The organism is Luteimonas salinisoli (genome assembly GCF_013425525.1).
Taxonomy (GTDB): Bacteria; Pseudomonadota; Gammaproteobacteria; order Xanthomonadales; family Xanthomonadaceae; genus Luteimonas; species Luteimonas salinisoli.
Genome location: NZ_JACCKA010000027.1, coordinates 43390 through 58941, shown reverse-complemented (window position 1 = coordinate 58941; position 15552 = coordinate 43390). Strand labels below are relative to the sequence as shown.

General features: G+C 68.4%; 15 protein-coding genes. 11 read left to right on the top strand and 4 right to left on the bottom strand.

Annotated features, from left to right (window positions below; all coding sequences use genetic code 11):
- Nucleotides 1–19: 19 nt before the first annotated feature.
- From H0E84_RS03665 to H0E84_RS03650, 4 genes are read left to right on the top strand one after another with little or no spacing between them, the layout of a single operon-like run.
- The gene (locus H0E84_RS03665; RefSeq protein ID WP_180677271.1) at nucleotides 20–1129 is read left to right on the top strand and encodes an ATP-binding protein; all 1110 of its coding nucleotides are present in this window, start codon (nucleotides 20–22) and stop codon (nucleotides 1127–1129) included.
- Nucleotides 1126–3561, top strand: a complete 2436-nt coding sequence (locus H0E84_RS03660; protein ID WP_180677270.1) for a DUF5682 family protein — start codon at nucleotides 1126–1128, stop codon at nucleotides 3559–3561. The genes H0E84_RS03665 and H0E84_RS03660 overlap by 4 nt, the downstream gene beginning before the upstream one ends.
- Nucleotides 3558–4682, top strand: coding sequence for a VWA domain-containing protein (locus H0E84_RS03655; RefSeq protein WP_180677269.1), 1125 nt, complete (start codon nucleotides 3558–3560; stop codon nucleotides 4680–4682). The genes H0E84_RS03660 and H0E84_RS03655 overlap by 4 nt, the downstream gene beginning before the upstream one ends.
- An 8-nt stretch (nucleotides 4683–4690) precedes the next feature.
- Nucleotides 4691–6772, top strand: coding sequence for an SWIM zinc finger family protein (locus H0E84_RS03650; protein ID WP_180677268.1), 2082 nt, complete (start codon nucleotides 4691–4693; stop codon nucleotides 6770–6772).
- A gap of 58 nt (nucleotides 6773–6830) precedes the next feature.
- On the opposite strand, the gene H0E84_RS03645 is transcribed toward H0E84_RS03650, so the two are convergent.
- Nucleotides 6831–7721: a LysR family transcriptional regulator gene (locus H0E84_RS03645; RefSeq protein ID WP_180677267.1), complete on the bottom strand. Its 891-nt coding sequence runs from the start codon at nucleotides 7719–7721 to the stop codon at nucleotides 6831–6833.
- 98 nt (nucleotides 7722–7819) lie between these two features.
- On the opposite strand from H0E84_RS03645, the gene H0E84_RS03640 reads away from it, so the two are divergent.
- The 5 genes from H0E84_RS03640 to H0E84_RS03620 all read left to right on the top strand — a co-directional run bounded on the left by H0E84_RS03640 (nucleotide 7820) and on the right by H0E84_RS03620 (nucleotide 11890).
- The gene (locus tag H0E84_RS03640; RefSeq protein WP_180677266.1) at nucleotides 7820–8689 is read left to right on the top strand and encodes an NmrA/HSCARG family protein; all 870 of its coding nucleotides are present in this window, start codon (nucleotides 7820–7822) and stop codon (nucleotides 8687–8689) included.
- 37 nt (nucleotides 8690–8726) lie between these two features.
- Nucleotides 8727–9203, top strand: coding sequence for an SRPBCC family protein (locus tag H0E84_RS03635; protein ID WP_180677265.1), 477 nt, complete (start codon nucleotides 8727–8729; stop codon nucleotides 9201–9203).
- A 40-nt stretch (nucleotides 9204–9243) separates the two neighbouring features.
- Nucleotides 9244–10311 carry an alkene reductase gene (locus H0E84_RS03630; protein ID WP_180677264.1) on the top strand — a complete coding sequence of 356 codons (1068 nt, stop codon included), beginning with the start codon at nucleotides 9244–9246 and terminating at the stop codon, nucleotides 10309–10311.
- Between the two features lie 157 nt (nucleotides 10312–10468).
- Complete coding sequence (locus H0E84_RS03625; protein WP_180677263.1) at nucleotides 10469–11221, top strand: SDR family oxidoreductase; 753 nt, start codon at nucleotides 10469–10471, stop codon at nucleotides 11219–11221.
- A 144-nt stretch (nucleotides 11222–11365) separates the two neighbouring features.
- Entirely contained in the window at nucleotides 11366–11890 is a 525-nt protein-coding gene (locus H0E84_RS03620) for an SRPBCC family protein (protein WP_180677262.1), read from the top strand.
- Nucleotides 11891–11993: 103 nt separating this feature from the next.
- On the opposite strand, the gene H0E84_RS03615 is transcribed toward H0E84_RS03620, so the two are convergent.
- From H0E84_RS03615 to H0E84_RS03605, 3 genes are read right to left on the bottom strand one after another with little or no spacing between them, the layout of a single operon-like run.
- On the bottom strand, nucleotides 11994–12272 hold the full coding sequence (locus H0E84_RS03615; RefSeq protein ID WP_180677261.1) for a hypothetical protein: 279 nt from the start codon (nucleotides 12270–12272) through the stop codon (nucleotides 11994–11996).
- A complete protein-coding gene (locus H0E84_RS03610; RefSeq protein WP_180677260.1) occupies nucleotides 12269–12817 on the bottom strand; it encodes a hypothetical protein in 549 nt (182 codons plus the stop codon). Before H0E84_RS03610 ends, H0E84_RS03615 begins: the two co-directional genes overlap by 4 nt.
- 2 nt (nucleotides 12818–12819) lie before the next feature.
- Nucleotides 12820–14268: an amidohydrolase family protein gene (locus H0E84_RS03605; protein WP_180677259.1), complete on the bottom strand. Its 1449-nt coding sequence runs from the start codon at nucleotides 14266–14268 to the stop codon at nucleotides 12820–12822.
- A gap of 164 nt (nucleotides 14269–14432) precedes the next feature.
- Between H0E84_RS03605 and H0E84_RS03600 the strand changes: the two genes are divergently transcribed.
- Both H0E84_RS03600 and H0E84_RS03595 read left to right on the top strand, forming a co-directional pair.
- The gene (locus H0E84_RS03600; RefSeq protein WP_180677258.1) at nucleotides 14433–14921 is read left to right on the top strand and encodes an RNA polymerase sigma factor; all 489 of its coding nucleotides are present in this window, start codon (nucleotides 14433–14435) and stop codon (nucleotides 14919–14921) included.
- On the top strand, nucleotides 14918–15481 hold the full coding sequence (locus H0E84_RS03595) for a hypothetical protein (RefSeq protein ID WP_180677257.1): 564 nt from the start codon (nucleotides 14918–14920) through the stop codon (nucleotides 15479–15481). Before H0E84_RS03600 ends, H0E84_RS03595 begins: the two co-directional genes overlap by 4 nt.
- Nucleotides 15482–15552 lie beyond the last annotated feature (71 nt).

Genomic DNA, 15552 nt, shown 5'->3' with positions numbered 1-15552 from the left:
CGCAAGGAATCCTCGACTCATGTCCAACGCCCCAAAACCGGCCCAAGCTGCGCTACAACGACCGCCAGCGGAGATCCTTCACGCGGATGAGCTCGTGCGTCTTGCAAAGCACGACCACGATCCGCGTCCGCCAGGCTGGGCTCTGAGCCTGAAGGCGGCGCGCGCGTTCGTACTCGGCGAACCATCGCTCAAGATCGAGCGGAAGATCGTGGCTCCGGTGGCATCGATCGAACGCATGCTGGTGACGCTGGCGACCGGCCGCGGCCTGATGCTGGTAGGCGAACCCGGCACGGCGAAGTCGCTGTTGTCGGAGCTGCTGGCCACCGCCATCTCGGGACTGTCGACGCTGACGATCCAGGGTGGCGCGTCCATCACCGAGGATCAGATCAAGTATTCGTGGAACTACGCGTTGCTGATCAATGAAGGACCGAGCCCACGCGCGATGGTGCCGGCGCCGCTCTACCAGGGCATGCGCGACGGTCATGTCGTGCGCTTCGAGGAGATCACTCGCGCGCCGCTGGAAGTCCAGGATTGCCTGCTGGGCATGCTGTCCGACCGCGTGATGGCCGTGCCGGAGCTTTCCGGCGAGCACGGAATGCTGTATGCACGCGACGGCTTCAACATCATCGCCACCGCGAACACCCGTGACCGCGGCGTCAACGAGATGAGCGCGGCGTTGAAGCGGCGCTTCGACTTCGAGACGGTATTTCCGATCCTGGACTATGACCACGAGTTGACACTGGTGCAGGAAGCGTCGTCGCGCCTGCTCGTGCGCAGCAACATCCCGCGCACCGTACCGGCGCCGGTGCTGGAACTGCTGGTATCGACTTTTCGCGACTTGCGCGGCAAGCATGAAGGGGCGAAGGGGGAAGCCGCGATGGACCGCCTCAACGCCGTGATGTCGACTGCGGAGGCGGTGAACGTGGCGCATGCGGTCGGAGTACGGGCCTGGTTCCTCGATCAACGTGACGGCACCCCGGCCGACCTGGTGGACTGCATCGCCGGCACCGTCGTGAAGGACGACGCAGATGATCGCGCCAAGCTGCGTCGCTACTTCGAACAGAAGGTGGCAAAGAAGAGCGGCGAGCATTGGCGCGCATACTTCGAGGCGCGGAATCGCCTGCCATGAACGCTGCGGCCGTGCCGTGGGTCGGGTCGACCCTCCCATCCATCCTCGGGGTGCGCCACCACAGCCCAGCCTGCGCGCGACTGGTGGCGGCGAGCATCCGCGCGTTGCGGCCCGCGTACGTGCTGATCGAGGGGCCCGCCGATTTCAATGCGCGCCTGGACGAGCTGTACCTGCCCCATCGCTTGCCGCTTGCGATCTACAGCTATCTGTCCGATGGCACCGGGCATCGCGGCTCGTGGTCGCCATTTGCCGAGCATTCGCCGGAGTGGCAGGCGTTGCTGGTGGCGCGCGAAGTCGGCGCGCAGGTGCGCTTCATCGATCTTCCGGCCTGGCACGACGCCCTGTCCGATCTCCCTAACCGCTACGCCGATGCGGCCGATGATGCCAACGAAGCGTTGGCCGAAGCCTACGAGCGGGCGTTGGCGAACGAACTGGGAATCGAAGGGCGCGATGCGCTGTGGGACCACCTGTTCGAAGCCGGCGACGTGGCCGACGGTGCTCCCGACGAAGCGTTGGCCGAACGGCTGCGGACCTATTTCGAGCACCTGCGCAACGACGACCCCGGCAGCGCCTGCAATCGCGAGCGCGAGCAGATGATGGCGCGCTGGATCGCTTGGGCCATGGCGCGTGACGAGGGCCCGGTATTCGTGGTCTGTGGCGGCTACCACGCGCCGGCGCTGGCGCGCCTGTGGCGCGAAGCGCTGGCGAACACCTCCGTCGATGGAGTGCACGGACTGGACCCGCCGGAAACACCGGCGCCATCCGCACAGGTCGATGCAGACCGTGCACCGCTGAGGTTTGGTTCCTATCTCGTTCCCTACAGCTACAAGCGGCTGGATGCCTTCACCGGCTACGCCTCGGGCATGTCCTCACCGGCCTATTACCAGTGGGTCTGGGAACGCGGCAGCGCTGACGCCGGCGCGCTGGCCCTGCGGCAGGTACTTGTCCGGTTGCGTGAAAAGGGCCTGCCGGCGTCCACGGCCGACTTCATCGCCGTACATACGCGCGCGCAGGCGCTGGCGCGGCTGCGCGGGCATGCGGCGCCGTTGCGTTCGGACTGGCTCGACGCGATCGCCGGATCGCTGCTGAAGGATGCGCTCGACGCGCCGCTGCCATGGAGCTACCGCGGTCCGATCCGTGCGGGCACCGATCCGATCCTGGTGGAGGTGATGGACGTGCTGGCCGGCGCCGCGGCGGGCGCGCTGGCGGCGGGCACGCCGCAGCCGCCGCTGGTGCGGGCAGTGGAGGCCGAACTGCAGGCGCTGGGCATCGATCCGGACGGCGAACCGGATCTCGATCTGCTCGAGGCGGAAGATCGTGCGCGCAGCCGTGCATTGCATCGCCTCGCCATCCTCGCGATTCCGGGCGTCGAGCGCGTGCATGGCCCGTCGCTGGCCCTCTCGGGCGAGCGTCGCGAAAGCTGGCGCTTACGCTCGTCGCTGGAACAACACGCCGCACTGATCGAAGCCGGCGCCTACGGGCCGACCTTGCACGACGCCGCGCGGGCGCGCCTCGAAGAACAGCTGCGAGGCGCGCGCGGACGCGTTGCCGCATTGGCGCAGACGCTGAACCGCGCCGCGTTCGCTGCACTGTCCAGCGTCAGCTCGGGCCTGCTCGCCGACCTGCGCGCGGCGATCGCCGACGAACCCAGCTTCGAGGCCATTGGCGAGGCACTGTCCGTGCTATACCCGCTGCTGCGCCACGGCCAGATGCTGGAGATCGCGGAAGCGCCGGTGCTGCGTGCGGTGATCGAAGCGGCGTTCGATCGCGCACTGTGGCTCCTCGAGCCACCGGCAGCGATCGGCACAGCCGATGTCGCCGGGCACATCCGCGCCGTCGCTGCGATCCGCGATATCGCCCGGGACGCACTGGCCGCGGGCACCCAAGCGATGGAGATCGAACCGGTGCGCGCGATCGCCGTGCTGCGGCGAAAAGTATCGAGCGTCGAGTCCGATCCGCTGAGTCGCGGAGCGGCGCTCGGTACCGTGTTGAGCCTCGAAGCCGGGCACTCCCCGACCGATGGAGATCTGGCGAACGCCCTCGATTTGCTGTCGACTCTGGTACCCGCACGCATGGGCGATGCACTCTCGGGCCTGGTTGCGCTGGCGCGTGACGTGCTCGCGCAGGAGGAAGCATTCGTGGCCGGCCTGGATCGTCTGGTACAGAGGCTGGACGAAGGCGACTTCGTGCTCGCACTGCCCGCCATGCGCGCGGCCTTCGCCTGGCTGCCGACGCGCGAGCGCGGCCAGCTCGCGCAACACGTCCTGCAACTGCACGACGCAGAACACCTGCCGCGCCGTGTGCTGACCCAGCGCCTGCAGGGAGCCTCGGCAGAAGCGATGGCTGCTGCCACCGCCGTCGAACAGCGCGTGCAGCAGCAACTGGCCGCATGGGGTGTCCTCAGCCCGACAGTCGACGGGACTTGTGCATGAGCCTGGCCGTTCCCGCACCGTTGATGCGCTGGCGCCTCCTGCTGGGCGAGGCTGCTGATCCCGCCCTGGGGGGATTGCAGGGCGATGCCCTGGCCGCCGATGCCGCACTGGAATGGCTGTATGGCCGCGACCCGGATCGCGTGCGGCGCGGCGAGCGCAGTGCGGGCCTGGGCGACTCGCAGCTGAGCACGCCGGATTGGATCAACGACGTACACACTTTGTTCCCGCAAGAGGTCATTGAGCGCCTGGAGCGCGATGCAGTCGAGCGCTTCGGGATCGATGAAGTCGTGACGAGTCTCGAAGTGCTCGAACGCATCGAGCCGTCCGAGTCCCTGTTGCGCGCCGTGTTGCACACCAAGCACCTGATGAAGCCGCAGGTGCTGGCCGCGGCGCGACGCCTGGTCGCCGAAGTGGTGCGACGGATCATGGAGAAACTCGCCACGGAGGTGCGGCAGGCCTTCGCGGGAAGCCGCGACCGCCGTCGCCGCTCGCTACTGAAGATCGCGCGCAACTTCGATTTCCGCCGCACGCTGGGTGGCAACCTGCACCGTTGGGATCCGCAACGCCGCAAGTTGTTCGTCGAGCGGCCGGTGTTCCTCAGTCGCACCAAGCGCCACACCGAACGATGGGACATCATCCTGCTGATCGACCAGAGCGGCTCGATGGTGGATTCGGTGATCCATTCGGCCGTGATGGCGGCCTGCTTGTGGAACCTGCCCGGCATGCGCACGCGCCTGGTCGCGTTCGATACGCAGGTGGTGGACTTGACGGCCGATGTTTCCGACCCGGTCGAGCTGCTGATGAAAGTACAGCTCGGTGGCGGCACCGATATCGCGAGCGCGGTCGCCTATGCACAAGGCCTGGTCGCGAATCCGACGCGCAGCATCATCGTGCTGGTCAGCGACTTTTACGAGGGCGGCAGCGATTACGAGCTCGTGCGGCGGGTGAAGTCCCTGGTGCAGGCTGGCGTGAAGGTCTTGGGGCTCGCAGCGCTGGATTCGAACGCGTCTCCGAACTACGACCGCGCCATGGCGGCGCGTCTGGTCCGGGAAGGGATGCACGTTGCTGCGATGACGCCGGGCGAGCTGGCCGCATGGCTGGCGGAAAAGGTGCGGGGCTGAGCGTGTCGATGAAGCCCCTCCGTCTCGACCTGCTCGAGCTCACGCCCGAGGCGTTGATGGCATTGGCCAATCCCGGCTTCGTCAAGCGCGCGTTGAGGGACATCGCGGCAGGGGCGTTGCCGCAGATCGAAGAGGAACCCGACGGCACGGTTCGTGCGCGCTACAGCGATGGACAGTGCGCGACATTGCCGCCTGGTCGCTCGTTGCGCGAGGCTGCGTGCAGCTGCCCGGCCAGTGGCCTGTGCCGCCATCGCGTAACGCTGGTGCTGGCCTACCAGAGATGGGCGGCCGATACCGCCGCGGCTCATGCCGTCGACAAGCAGCCCGAAGCGCCTCCCCCGGATTCCACCGAATGGAGTCCGGCTCGTTTCGACGATGCCGAACTCGCGGCACTGCCCGCGGCCACGCTGGAAATGGCCTTGCGGCTCGCTTCGGCGCAGCCCGCCGTTCGCGTGACCGCGTGGCACGCCGACGCACCGGTCCCCGCCGCGAGCCTGCCGATGTGCAGCGTGCGATTCTTTTCTCGCAGCAACCTCATGCACGCCCGTTGCGACTGCAAGAAGGGCAGCGGCTGCGAGCACGTGGTGCTGGCCGTCTGGGCGTTCCGGCAGGCCCGTGCGCTGCAGCCCGGCCAGAGCCAGGTCGTAGAGCTGGTTGCGCCCACCCGCGCGGACAAGGAACGGCGAAGCTGGTTCGACCCGCAGGCAGAATCGCCGGCTCCGGATCTCGATGCTGTGCTGCTCCAGTTGTGGCTGGATGGATCCAGCCAGCCGCCGATGGCGCTGGAAGCCCGTTTTGAAGCGTTCCGGAACCGCTGTGTAGCGGCTGGATGGTGCTGGGTGGTGGAAGCGCTCGACGAAGTCCGCCAATTGCTCACGACACAGCATGCGCGTTCCAGTGGTTTCGATCCGATGCGCCTGCTCGCCGCCTTGGCCGAATTGCCCGCACGCCTGTTCGCTGCCCGGCGCGCTGAGCTGCTCGCCATCTCCGGCGCGACCACCACGCTGCCGACCACGCAGATTCTCGGCGTTGGAATCAAGGGCGAAGTGGCGCTGGACCATCTGAGGCTGGTGTCGCTGGGCGCCGAATGCTGGCAGGGCGAGCAGATCGAAGGCGTGCGCATCGCCTTTGCCGATCCGGACACGCAGGCGGTGACCGTGCTCGAACGCAGCTGGGCCATCTCCCCGGGGAAATCTGCCGGTGCGCAGATGGCACGTCGCGTGGCCGGTCAGTCAGTGCGCCAGCTTGCATGCGGGCAGATCGTGACAAAGGGCGCGCGACGCCGCGCCAACGGGGTGATCGAGATCGTTGCGAGGGCCAGCGAGACCTCCGTACTGCCCCTGTCCGCCCGGTCGTGGGACACGCTGGGCGCGCCGTTGCGCCAACCCAGCGGCCGTGCACTGGTGTCCTGTCTGATGGACGCACATCCGGATTTCGTGCGCCCGAAGCAAGCAATCGAGCATCTGCACGTCCTGCCGATCGCGCGCGTGCTGGAGTGGGGCTGGGACGCTGCGACGCAGACCCTGCATGCGCAGGTGCTGAGCGCAACACAGGGTCCGGCCTCGGACGAGGACGTCGTTCGACTTTCACTCCAACACCGGGCGGCTGCTTCATGTGCAGTCGACGCCTTCGCGCGCGTCCTGGGGAAAGAGTGGGGCGTGCCGATGGCGGTAGCTGGAATAGCGACGGTGGAAGCCGGTCGGTTGCGCATGCAGCCGCTTTCCATATTGACGGAACAGCGCGCGGTGGTGCTGGATGCGGAACAGGTCGCGAAGCAGTCCCTGCCATCGCGCGAGGCTGATGCCTCGCCATCGCCATTGGGTGCCGTGGTCCAAGCAACCCTCGACTTGCTGGTGTCTTGGCTTCGACAAGGATTGAGGCATCAGGGGGCTGGCGCGATGACGCGTGGCTTGGCGCAAGTCGACGCCCTGCGACAGGCTGGCTTGTGCCGCGCCAGTGCGGAGCTGCAAGGGGTCATCGACGACATTCGTGGAAGCGATCGCAACCGGCTGCCTACGCGCCTGGCGGGCCTCGTTCTGCTATTGAGAGGCGTTGCTCGAGAGAGCGAGCTGGACCCGAGAAGTTGCTGAGCGACCGCTACCGGCCGGAAGCAAACGCCGAGTTGCCTACCTTGAACGTGCCCGCCAACTAGCCTTCGATGTAGGCGGAGAGCTCTTCGGGCACGCCGAGCGGGAAGGCTTCCTTCAGGAACTCCAGGAAAGCCGACACCCGGATACTCAGCAGGCGCCGGGACGGGTAGAGCGCCCAGATCTCGATCGGGCGCCCTTTCACATCGCCCCATTGCGTGAGCACGCCTGAGCGCAGGTCGCCGGCCACGAGCGATAGCGGAAGTACGGCAGCCCCGATTCCGGTACGCACCGCATCGCGAATCATGATCATCGATGCCAGGCGCAGGATCGGATCGATCTGGACCCGCACGTCGCCTTCCTGGGTCGCCAATGCCCAGGCCAACTGAGTGCTCGACGCGCGCACGACCGCGGGGACCGGTGCATCTTCCACCGGCCGTTGCAACGCAGGGCTGGCCACCGCCACCAGGCGGTCGTGGAGCAGGATGCGCCCGATCAAGTGTTCGTTGGGATCGGGATTGACCCGGATCACCAGGTCGTAGCCCTCTTCCACCATGTCGACCGCCCGGTCCTCGGTGGTGATCTCCAGGCGCACCTCCGGGTAACGCAGCGCGAACTGGGCCGACAGTTTGCCCAGCGCGATCTGGGAGAACAGCAGCGGCGCGCTGATGCGCAGCTTGCCGCGTGGGGTCTGGCCGCCCGAGGCGATCGCGCTGGTCGCCTCGCCCAGTTCGGTGAGCAGGGATTCGGTCCGCTCGAACAGGGCGCGCCCCTCCTGGGTCAGCTTGAGGGCGTGGGAGCCCCGCTCGAACAGGCGCACCCCCAGGCCCGCCTCCAGGTCCGCCACCCGCCGCGACAGGGTGGCCTTGGGGCGTTCCGCCGCCCGCGCGGCCCGGCCGAACCCCCCATGCCGCGCCACCAGGTTGAAGTCGGCCAGAGCCAGCAGGTCCATGTGTTCCACCAGTGAGACATGTGGTCCAAGTATATGGGCTATCGGCCCGTCTGTGGATCAACAACCATGTGGCCTCCCAACCCACCCGGAGCAGTCCCATGACCATCCTCGTAACCGGCGCCACCGGCACCATCGGCCGCCACGTCGTAGAGCAGTTGACCCAGCGCGGCGCCGATGTGCGCGCCCTCGTCCGCGACCCGGCCAAGGCCGACTTCCCCGCAGGCGTGTCCGTGGTCCAGGGCGACTTCCTCGACGTCGACGCCATGCGCAAGGCCTTCGACGGCGTGTCCACGCTGTTCCTCCTCAACGCCGTGGTGCCGGACGAATTCACCCAGGCGCTGATCGCCCTGAACCTGGCGCGCGAGGCGGGCGTCGAGCGCATCGTCTACCTGTCGGTGATCCACAGCGACGTCTACCTGAACGTGCCGCACTTCGCGGGCAAGTTCGGCGTCGAGCGGATGATCGAGCAGATGGGCTTCAACGCGACCATCCTGCGCCCGGCCTACTTCATCGACAACGACCTGACGGTCAAGGACGTGGTGTTCCAGCACGGGGTGTATCCCATGCCCATTGGCAGCAAGGGCCTGGCGATGGTGGCCGCGAGCGACATCGGCGAGATCGCCGCGCTCGAGCTGCTCCGCCGCGAGGCCTCACCGACGCCGCTGCCGACCGAAGTCATCAATGTCGTGGGCCCCGACACCCTGACCAGTGCCGACGTCACGGCGATCTGGTCCGACGTGCTCGGCCGGCCCATCGCCTACGGCGGCGACGATCCGGCGGCCTTCGAGCAGAACCTCCGCCAGTTCATGCCGGCCTGGATGGCCTACGACATGCGCCTGATGAGCGAGCGGTTCCTCACCGATGGCATGCGCCCCGAGGCGGGCGACGTCGAGCGGCTCACCACGCTGCTGGGCCGTCCGCTGCGCAGCTACCGCGCCTTCGCTTCCGAGCTCGCCGCGGCGGCCTGAGCGTCGCGCGGCGTCTTCTGCAGACAAGGAGTTCGACATGATCTATTCGACCGCCACCGTTCCGGTGAACCCGGACGGCGCAACCCCGCTCACCCGCGAGCAGGTCTGGAAGGGCCTCGAGCTGAAGGCGCGCGATGCGCGCCTGTTCCTCCCGCCCGGCCTCTGCACCCGCTGCGACGTGGTGGAGGAGAGCGCCACCCACTTCGTGCGCGAAGCCACGATCGCCGGCGCCGATCTGCGCGAGATCATCACCCTCGAGCCGCAGAGCAAGGTCACCTTCTTCCAGGCCACCGGGCCGCGCGAGGGCGCCATCGTCAACGAACTCTTCGAGGACCGGCACGGCGAGCTCCACCTGCGCTTCTACTGCTACCTCGGACTGCGCGGCAAGGTGCCGGGCGGCCCCGAGGAACGGGCCGAACAGCAGCAGTTCGACAGCGAGGACAGGGGCTACAAGTCCGCGCTGCTGTCGACGCTGGCACGCACCCGCGAGCTGCTTGCCGCGGGCAGGCTGTGATCCTCCCCCCTCTCATCGTCCAACTACAAGGAGAAACGACATGACCGACGTTTGGTCCCCGATCGAGGTCGGCAACCTGCGACTGCCGCACCGCCTCGCCATGGCGCCGATGACCCGCAGCCGGGCCAAGCCCGACGGCACGCCCGGCGAGCTGGCGGCCGAGTACTACGCACAGCGCGCGACCATGGGCCTGCTGGTCACCGAAGGCACCCAGCCGTCCGAAGACGGGCAGGGCTATCTCAACACGCCAGGCATCTACACCGACGAACACGTGGCCGGATGGAGCAAGGTGGCCGACGCGGTCCACGAGGCCGGCGGCCGACTCTTCATCCAGCTCATGCACGTCGGCCGCAGGTCCCATCCGGACAACACGGCGCATCATCGCCAGCCGGTCGCGCCGTCGGCGATCGCCCCCGGCGAGAACATGTTCACGCCCCAGGGCATGCTGCCGGTGCCCGAACCCCGCGCGCTGACGACCGCCGAAGTCCGGCAGACCATTGCCGACTTCGCCCACGGCGCCGCGCGTGCGATCGAAGCGGGTGCGGACGGCGTGGAGATCCACGGCGCCAACGGCTATCTGGTGCACCAGTTCCTCGCGCCGAACGCCAACGCGCGCAGCGACGAGTACGGCGGTTCGCTCGAGAACCGGGCGCGGTTCGCACTCGAGGTCGTACAGGCGGTCGCCGCTGCGATCGGTGCCGGGAAGACCGCGATCCGCCTGTCTCCCGGGCTCGCGACGGGCGGCATCGTCGAAGGCAACGAGAACGACGATCTCTACCGCCACCTCGCTGCGGAGTTCGACAAGATCGGCATCGCCTATCTGCACGTCCTGCATATCGGTAACGAAGCGCTCCTGGCGGACATCCGCCGCGCCTTCGGCGGCGTGCTGATCGTCAACCGCCCGGGCCGCACGCGCGAGCAGGTCGGGGCTGATGTCGAAACAGGCGCCGCCGACATAGAAGCCCTGGGCACCATGGCGCTCGCCAACCCGGACCTGGTGGCACGCCTCAAGGCGAGCGCGCCGTTGAACCCGCCGCGGGTTCCCCTGTTCTACGCCGGTGGCGGCGCCGAAGGCTACACCGACTATCCCGTTCTCGCTGGCGGCTGATCCGTCGACCGCATACGGCGGCGTCCCAGCCGCAGCGCCATCCGCGACGAGCCACTCCCCAAAGTTCCGGCAAAGCACGGTCTTCGCCGGACATCTCATCGATAGCGGCTGACGCGAGCCTGGCTCGCTCAGTCGCCCACCTGAAGGAACCTCCCACATGAAGACCACAGGCAACACCATCCTCATCACCGGCGGCGGCACCGGGATCGGCAGGGCGCTCGCGCATCGCTTCCACGATCTGGGCAACACCGTGATCATCGCCGGCCGGCGAATGCAGCCCCTGGTCGAGGCGATCGGCGACCGGCCGAACATCCATGCACTGACGTTCGACATGGACGACGCCGCCAGCGTCGCAGCGTTCGCCGAGAAGCTCGTCGCCGAGCATCCATCGGTCAACGTGCTGTTCAACAGCGCCGGCATCATGCGCATTGAAGGGCCGCCCGACAGGTTCCGTGACCTGAGCGACGCGGAGGCCTCCATCACCACCAACCTGCTCGGCCCCATCCGAGTGACCAACGCGCTGATCGGGCATCTGGCCCGCACGCCCGATGCGGTCATCGTCAATGTCAGCTCGGGTCTGGCCTTCGTGCCGCTGGTGATCGCCCCGACCTATTCGGCGACCAAGGCCGCCATCCACAGCTACACCGAGTCGCTCCGTGCGGCCCTGAAGGGCAGGGTCGAGGTGATCGAGCTGGTGCCGCCAGCCGTGCAGACGGACCTGACCCCCGGCCAGAAGACCAACGAGCGCTTCATGCCGCTCGAGACGTTCGCCGACCAGGTCATCGCGCGCTTCCAGCAGACGCCCACGCCGCGCGAGATCCTGGTGGAGGGCGTCGACTTCATGCGCAATGCCGAGGCCGAGGGCCGCTTCGACGAGACGCTGGCGGCGCTCAACCCGTTCCTCGCGTAGCGCGCGGCCGGTCTGATGGCGCAGGGCGCCGCAAACCCGCTCAGGGTTTCGTCCTGCGCCTCGGGCGAGGCGGTCCATCAATTCCGACAGTGCGCTTCCGCGAGGAGGGGCTGCCGGCGAGCACATCCTTCTGGAGAATTGCCCATGAACGCTCTCGATCTGCACCGGGCGGACCGGCTGAACGTCGCGGTGACGCGAGAAGTCTTCATCCCACGCGACATCCACGATGTCTTCGACTTCGTCGCAGCCGAAGACGTGCTGCCCAGGATCCTGACCGGCTACGGCATGGTCCCTGGCGTCGCGTCCACCTCCGCGGTCTCGGGACCGTGGGATCGCCCCGGTTCCCACCGTGTCGTTCACCTGGCCGATGGCAGCACCGTGAACGAGGGACTGACGCACTACGATCGGCCTGCCTACTTCGCTTATCGGGTAAGCGAGCCGAGCTTCGCGCTGAAGCATCTGATGAGCGAAGCGCGCGGGCAGTTCTGGTTCGAACCGGCCGACGGTGGGACGAAGGTCAAGTGGACCTATACCTTCCAGGCGAAGAACCGCTTCGCCAGGCTACCGCTGACCCTGTTCGTGAAGAGCCAATGGAAGGGCTACATGAACGTCTGCCTGGCCAACCTCGTCGAGCATTTCGCCGAACCGCCAATCGTATCCATGAGGTAGACGGAAGGCCGACTCCACAAGGTTTCGAGAGACCGCTGAAAACCGCATCCCCGGCCGGTGAGGCCGGGGACATCGGCAACGCGGCGGAGGTGCTCGATTCGCCTCAACGCAGGCGGGAGCGCAGCGTCTCCCACAGCCGCCGGCGCGCCTGGTACACGCTAACCCCGAGCAGCAAGGCCGCCAGCCAGACCGTGCCTTCGGTGGTCACGGCGGCCAAGGTGGCCAGGACGAACATCGCCGCGGTGCCAACGCCGAGCGCGATGCCCACCGCCAGCGCCACCCACGAGAGCAGGCACGCGGCGCCGGCAAGGGCGATCCACCTCCATTTGCGGCGGTGGCTCGACTGCGACTGGGTCGTCTCGACGGTCGCCGGGGCGCTCATTTCGCACCTCCCTGGGTCACCGGCAGCAGGGCGGCGGGCAGCGGCGAGGCGGGCGTCTCCACCGTGCCCACGTTGGAGACGATCCACCAGCGCTCGCCGTCGTTGAGCAGCTGGAAGTGGTTCAGGCCGCGCATCAGCGGCTCGGTGTCGCCGCGGCGCAGGCGGATCTCGAAGCTGCTCATCACCGAAGCGAGCAGGCCGTGCTGTTCGACCCTGGTCACCAGCGGAAGCTCGTGGAAGCCGGTGGCGGCATAGGCGCTCTCGGTGTGGGCGATCAGCTCCTCGCTGTCCATGCCCATGATGCCGCTGCCGATCCTGGAATCCATCGCCACCGACATGCGCGCGCCATCGAGGAACAGGGCGCGGTAGCGATCCCAGTCGCGTTTGGCGCCGGCGTCGCCGGAGATGGTGTCGTACAGGGCATGCACGATCGCCTCGGGGGTCTCCCAGTCCTCGGGGCCGGCGTGGGCGGTGCCGGCCAGGCCCAGGGCCAGGCCTGCGGCGAGCAGCGCGCGGGTAGCGAGGTGGTGGATCTTGCGCTTCATGGTCATTCTCCCTTGAGCTGGTTGAGTGCAGTGGTGGTGAGGATTTCGCCGTCGAGCACGACGGCGTGGATGTCGCGGGTGTGGCGGATGTCCTGCAGCGGGTCGGCGTCGAGCACCAGCAGGTCGGCCTCGAAACCGGGCGCGACTCGCCCCAGACGCTGGCCGGCGCCCAGCGCCTCGGCAGCATTGCGGGTGGCGGCCAGCAGCAGGGCCGCGTTGGGCACGCCGGCCTCGGCCAGCAGCTGCAGTTCGCGATGCAGGCTGATGCCGGGGGCGATCCAGGGGTTGCTCATGTCGGTGCCCAGGGTCATACGGGCATCGGTGGCGTAGAGCCGCGCGGCCATGCGCTGCACCTTCGGCCACACCGCGCGGGCGCGCTCGAAGTCCTCCGGTTCCCAGCCGATGGCGAAGGTGAACCATTCGTTCCAGTGGTCCAGCAGCCGCGGGTGGGCATGGCGGCGGGCGTCGTCCTTGTACGGGTTGTCCTGGTCCTGCACGAACGCGGCATGGAAGGCGACCAGGGTGGCGTCGAACACCGGGCGGTGCTCGCGGTAGGCCGCCACCAGCCGTTCGGCCTGCGGGCCTTCGGGATCGAAGTGCTCCCACCACTCGAAGAACGAGTACGTGCCGCCGCGCGCGGTGGCCTGCCAGGCCGCGCGCTGTTCCGGCGTCAGCAGGTCCGGGCTGAGCGGCATCAGGTGGACGATGCCGTCCAGCCCCATCGCCAGCGCGTCGGGCCAGGCGATGCTCTCCAGGTGCGCGACGGCGGGGCGGCCGTGGCGGTGCGCGGCGTCGATGCCGGCCTGCAGCAGCTCGGGGGAGAGGCCGGTGTAGAGCTTGATCCAGTCGGCGCCGGCCTCGACCTGTGCGCGGACCACCTGGTCCATGTCCTCGGCGCTGTGCGCCGCGATGGACAGGCCCGGCAGGTCGGCGTTGTTGATGACCGGACCGGCGTTGAAGGCCTCGGGGCCGACCAGCTCGCTGGCGGCCAGGCGTGCCTTGTAGCGGGCGGCCGCCGGCAGGTCGCCGCCCGGGTTGCGCACGGTGGTGACGCCGAACGCCACCAGGCGCCTGGCGTTGTGTTCGGCGATGTCGTCGTCGGGCAGGGCCTGCATCACCGCGCGGCCGCGCTCGCGCTTGATCTCCAGCGGGCCCAGGGTGAGGTGGGCGTGCATGTCGATCAGGCCCGGCACCAGGTAGCGGCCCTGCAGGTCGACGGCTCGGGCCCCCTCCAGGCAGGCGGGCGCACCCGCCGCGGCGATGGTGGCGATACGGGCGTCCTGCACGCGTACGCAGCTGCGGGCGCTGACGCGGTTGTGTTCGGCCTCGACGATGTGCACATTGTCGAGGGCCAGTGCGCCGTCGGCGGGCTGGGCGGTCGCCAGCGCGGGGGTCAGCGCGCAGGCCAGGGCAGTCGGGAGCAGCAGCCTTGCCAGAGGGGAACGTCGCATCGTCGGTGTGTCCTTGGAGTGGTTTGCCTCCTAAGTCACCCGGGGCGGCGGATTTCTTACGCAGAAAATAAAAATCCCGAAGGTGTAAGAAACGCGTCCCCGGCAACGACTGAAGGTTGTCGACCGTCTATTCGGCGACCGCCGACCCACTGCCCACGAACCGCATGCATCCACTCTGGCCCCAGGTCCAAGCCTTCCACCCGCAGCTGTGGCGCGCGGTGTGCGGCTACGAGCTGAACCCCGCCGTGCGCGAGGAGCTGCTGCAGGAGGTGCTGCTCGCGGTCTGGGAGAGCCTGCCGCGGCTGCGCGAGGCGGACATGCTGTTGCCGTTCGTGCTGCGCATCGCCCACAACCTGGGCGCCAGCCACGTGCGCACGGAAACGCGGCAGCCCTCGCCGGTGCCGTTCGACGAGGCGCTGCACGACGTGGCCGATCCGGCCACGGCCAACGCCTGCGCCCGCACCCAGTGGCTGTTCGAGGCGCTGGCCACGCTGCCGCTCAACCTGCGTCAGGTGCTGATGCTGCAGCTGGAAGGTTTCGACTACCAGGAGATCGCACAGATGCTGGGAATCAGCCCGGAAAACGTCGGGGTACGCCTGCATCGCGCCCGCGCGCGCCTGAAGGCGCTGTCGAAGGAGGAGAGCACGCCATGAATTTCGACGACCTGTTGAAGGATGCCTGGCAGGGCCAGACCCACTCGGCCGCGCAGCAGGACCTGACGCGTCGGGTACGCCGGCGCCAGCTGCGGCTGCGCCTGCTGCGCGCGGTGGAAGTGGCGCTGACCGTGGTGGCCCTGGTGGTATTCGGCCGGGCACTGCTGAGCGGCCGCATCGAACCTGCGCACTGGCTGCTGATGCCGTTCTTCCTGGCGTTCCTGCCGGTGGCGTGGGCCATCGTGCTGCGCGCGCCGCGGCGGCATGCGCCGGACGCGACCGCGAGCGCCAGCAGCTACGCCCGGCTCAGGCTCGCCCAGCTGCGCACCGGCCTGCGCGACCTGTGGCTCGCACGGACCGCGGCGTGGTTGCTGCTGGGCTACGCGGTCGTGGCCAACGTGGGCGCGTGGCTGCTGGCGGGTCAGCCGTGGCGCGACGCCGGGCTGGCCCTGCTGGTCGCCGCCGTCGCCTCCCTGGCGGCGACCGCGTGGCTGAACCGCAGGCTGCGCCAGCGCTGGCTGCGGGAATACCGCGCGGTGCGTCGGCTCGTCGGGGGCTGACCCGGGTGGCGCTTGCGGGTTCCGGCGTGGGTGGCATCTTCGTTGGACCGCGAACGAGCGTGCCTGATCCA

What these genes read in the sequence shown, in the direction of transcription:
- H0E84_RS03630 (WP_180677264.1), top strand. Translation starts at nt 9,244, where the DNA reads ATGACCGACGTTTGGTCCCCGATCGAGGTCGGCAACCTGCGACTGCCG.
- H0E84_RS03605 (WP_180677259.1), bottom strand. Translation starts at nt 14,268, where the DNA reads ATGCGACGTTCCCCTCTGGCAAGGCTGCTGCTCCCGACTGCCCTGGCC.
- H0E84_RS03665 (WP_180677271.1), top strand. Translation starts at nt 20, where the DNA reads ATGTCCAACGCCCCAAAACCGGCCCAAGCTGCGCTACAACGACCGCCA.
- H0E84_RS03645 (WP_180677267.1), bottom strand. Translation starts at nt 7,721, where the DNA reads ATGGACCTGCTGGCTCTGGCCGACTTCAACCTGGTGGCGCGGCATGGG.
- H0E84_RS03635 (WP_180677265.1), top strand. Translation starts at nt 8,727, where the DNA reads ATGATCTATTCGACCGCCACCGTTCCGGTGAACCCGGACGGCGCAACC.
- H0E84_RS03660 (WP_180677270.1), top strand. Translation starts at nt 1,126, where the DNA reads ATGAACGCTGCGGCCGTGCCGTGGGTCGGGTCGACCCTCCCATCCATC.
- H0E84_RS03620 (WP_180677262.1), top strand. Translation starts at nt 11,366, where the DNA reads ATGAACGCTCTCGATCTGCACCGGGCGGACCGGCTGAACGTCGCGGTG.
- H0E84_RS03615 (WP_180677261.1), bottom strand. Translation starts at nt 12,272, where the DNA reads ATGAGCGCCCCGGCGACCGTCGAGACGACCCAGTCGCAGTCGAGCCAC.
- H0E84_RS03655 (WP_180677269.1), top strand. Translation starts at nt 3,558, where the DNA reads ATGAGCCTGGCCGTTCCCGCACCGTTGATGCGCTGGCGCCTCCTGCTG.
- H0E84_RS03625 (WP_180677263.1), top strand. Translation starts at nt 10,469, where the DNA reads ATGAAGACCACAGGCAACACCATCCTCATCACCGGCGGCGGCACCGGG.
- H0E84_RS03600 (WP_180677258.1), top strand. Translation starts at nt 14,433, where the DNA reads ATGCATCCACTCTGGCCCCAGGTCCAAGCCTTCCACCCGCAGCTGTGG.
- H0E84_RS03640 (WP_180677266.1), top strand. Translation starts at nt 7,820, where the DNA reads ATGACCATCCTCGTAACCGGCGCCACCGGCACCATCGGCCGCCACGTC.
- H0E84_RS03610 (WP_180677260.1), bottom strand. Translation starts at nt 12,817, where the DNA reads ATGAAGCGCAAGATCCACCACCTCGCTACCCGCGCGCTGCTCGCCGCA.
- H0E84_RS03595 (WP_180677257.1), top strand. Translation starts at nt 14,918, where the DNA reads ATGAATTTCGACGACCTGTTGAAGGATGCCTGGCAGGGCCAGACCCAC.
- H0E84_RS03650 (WP_180677268.1), top strand. Translation starts at nt 4,691, where the DNA reads ATGAAGCCCCTCCGTCTCGACCTGCTCGAGCTCACGCCCGAGGCGTTG.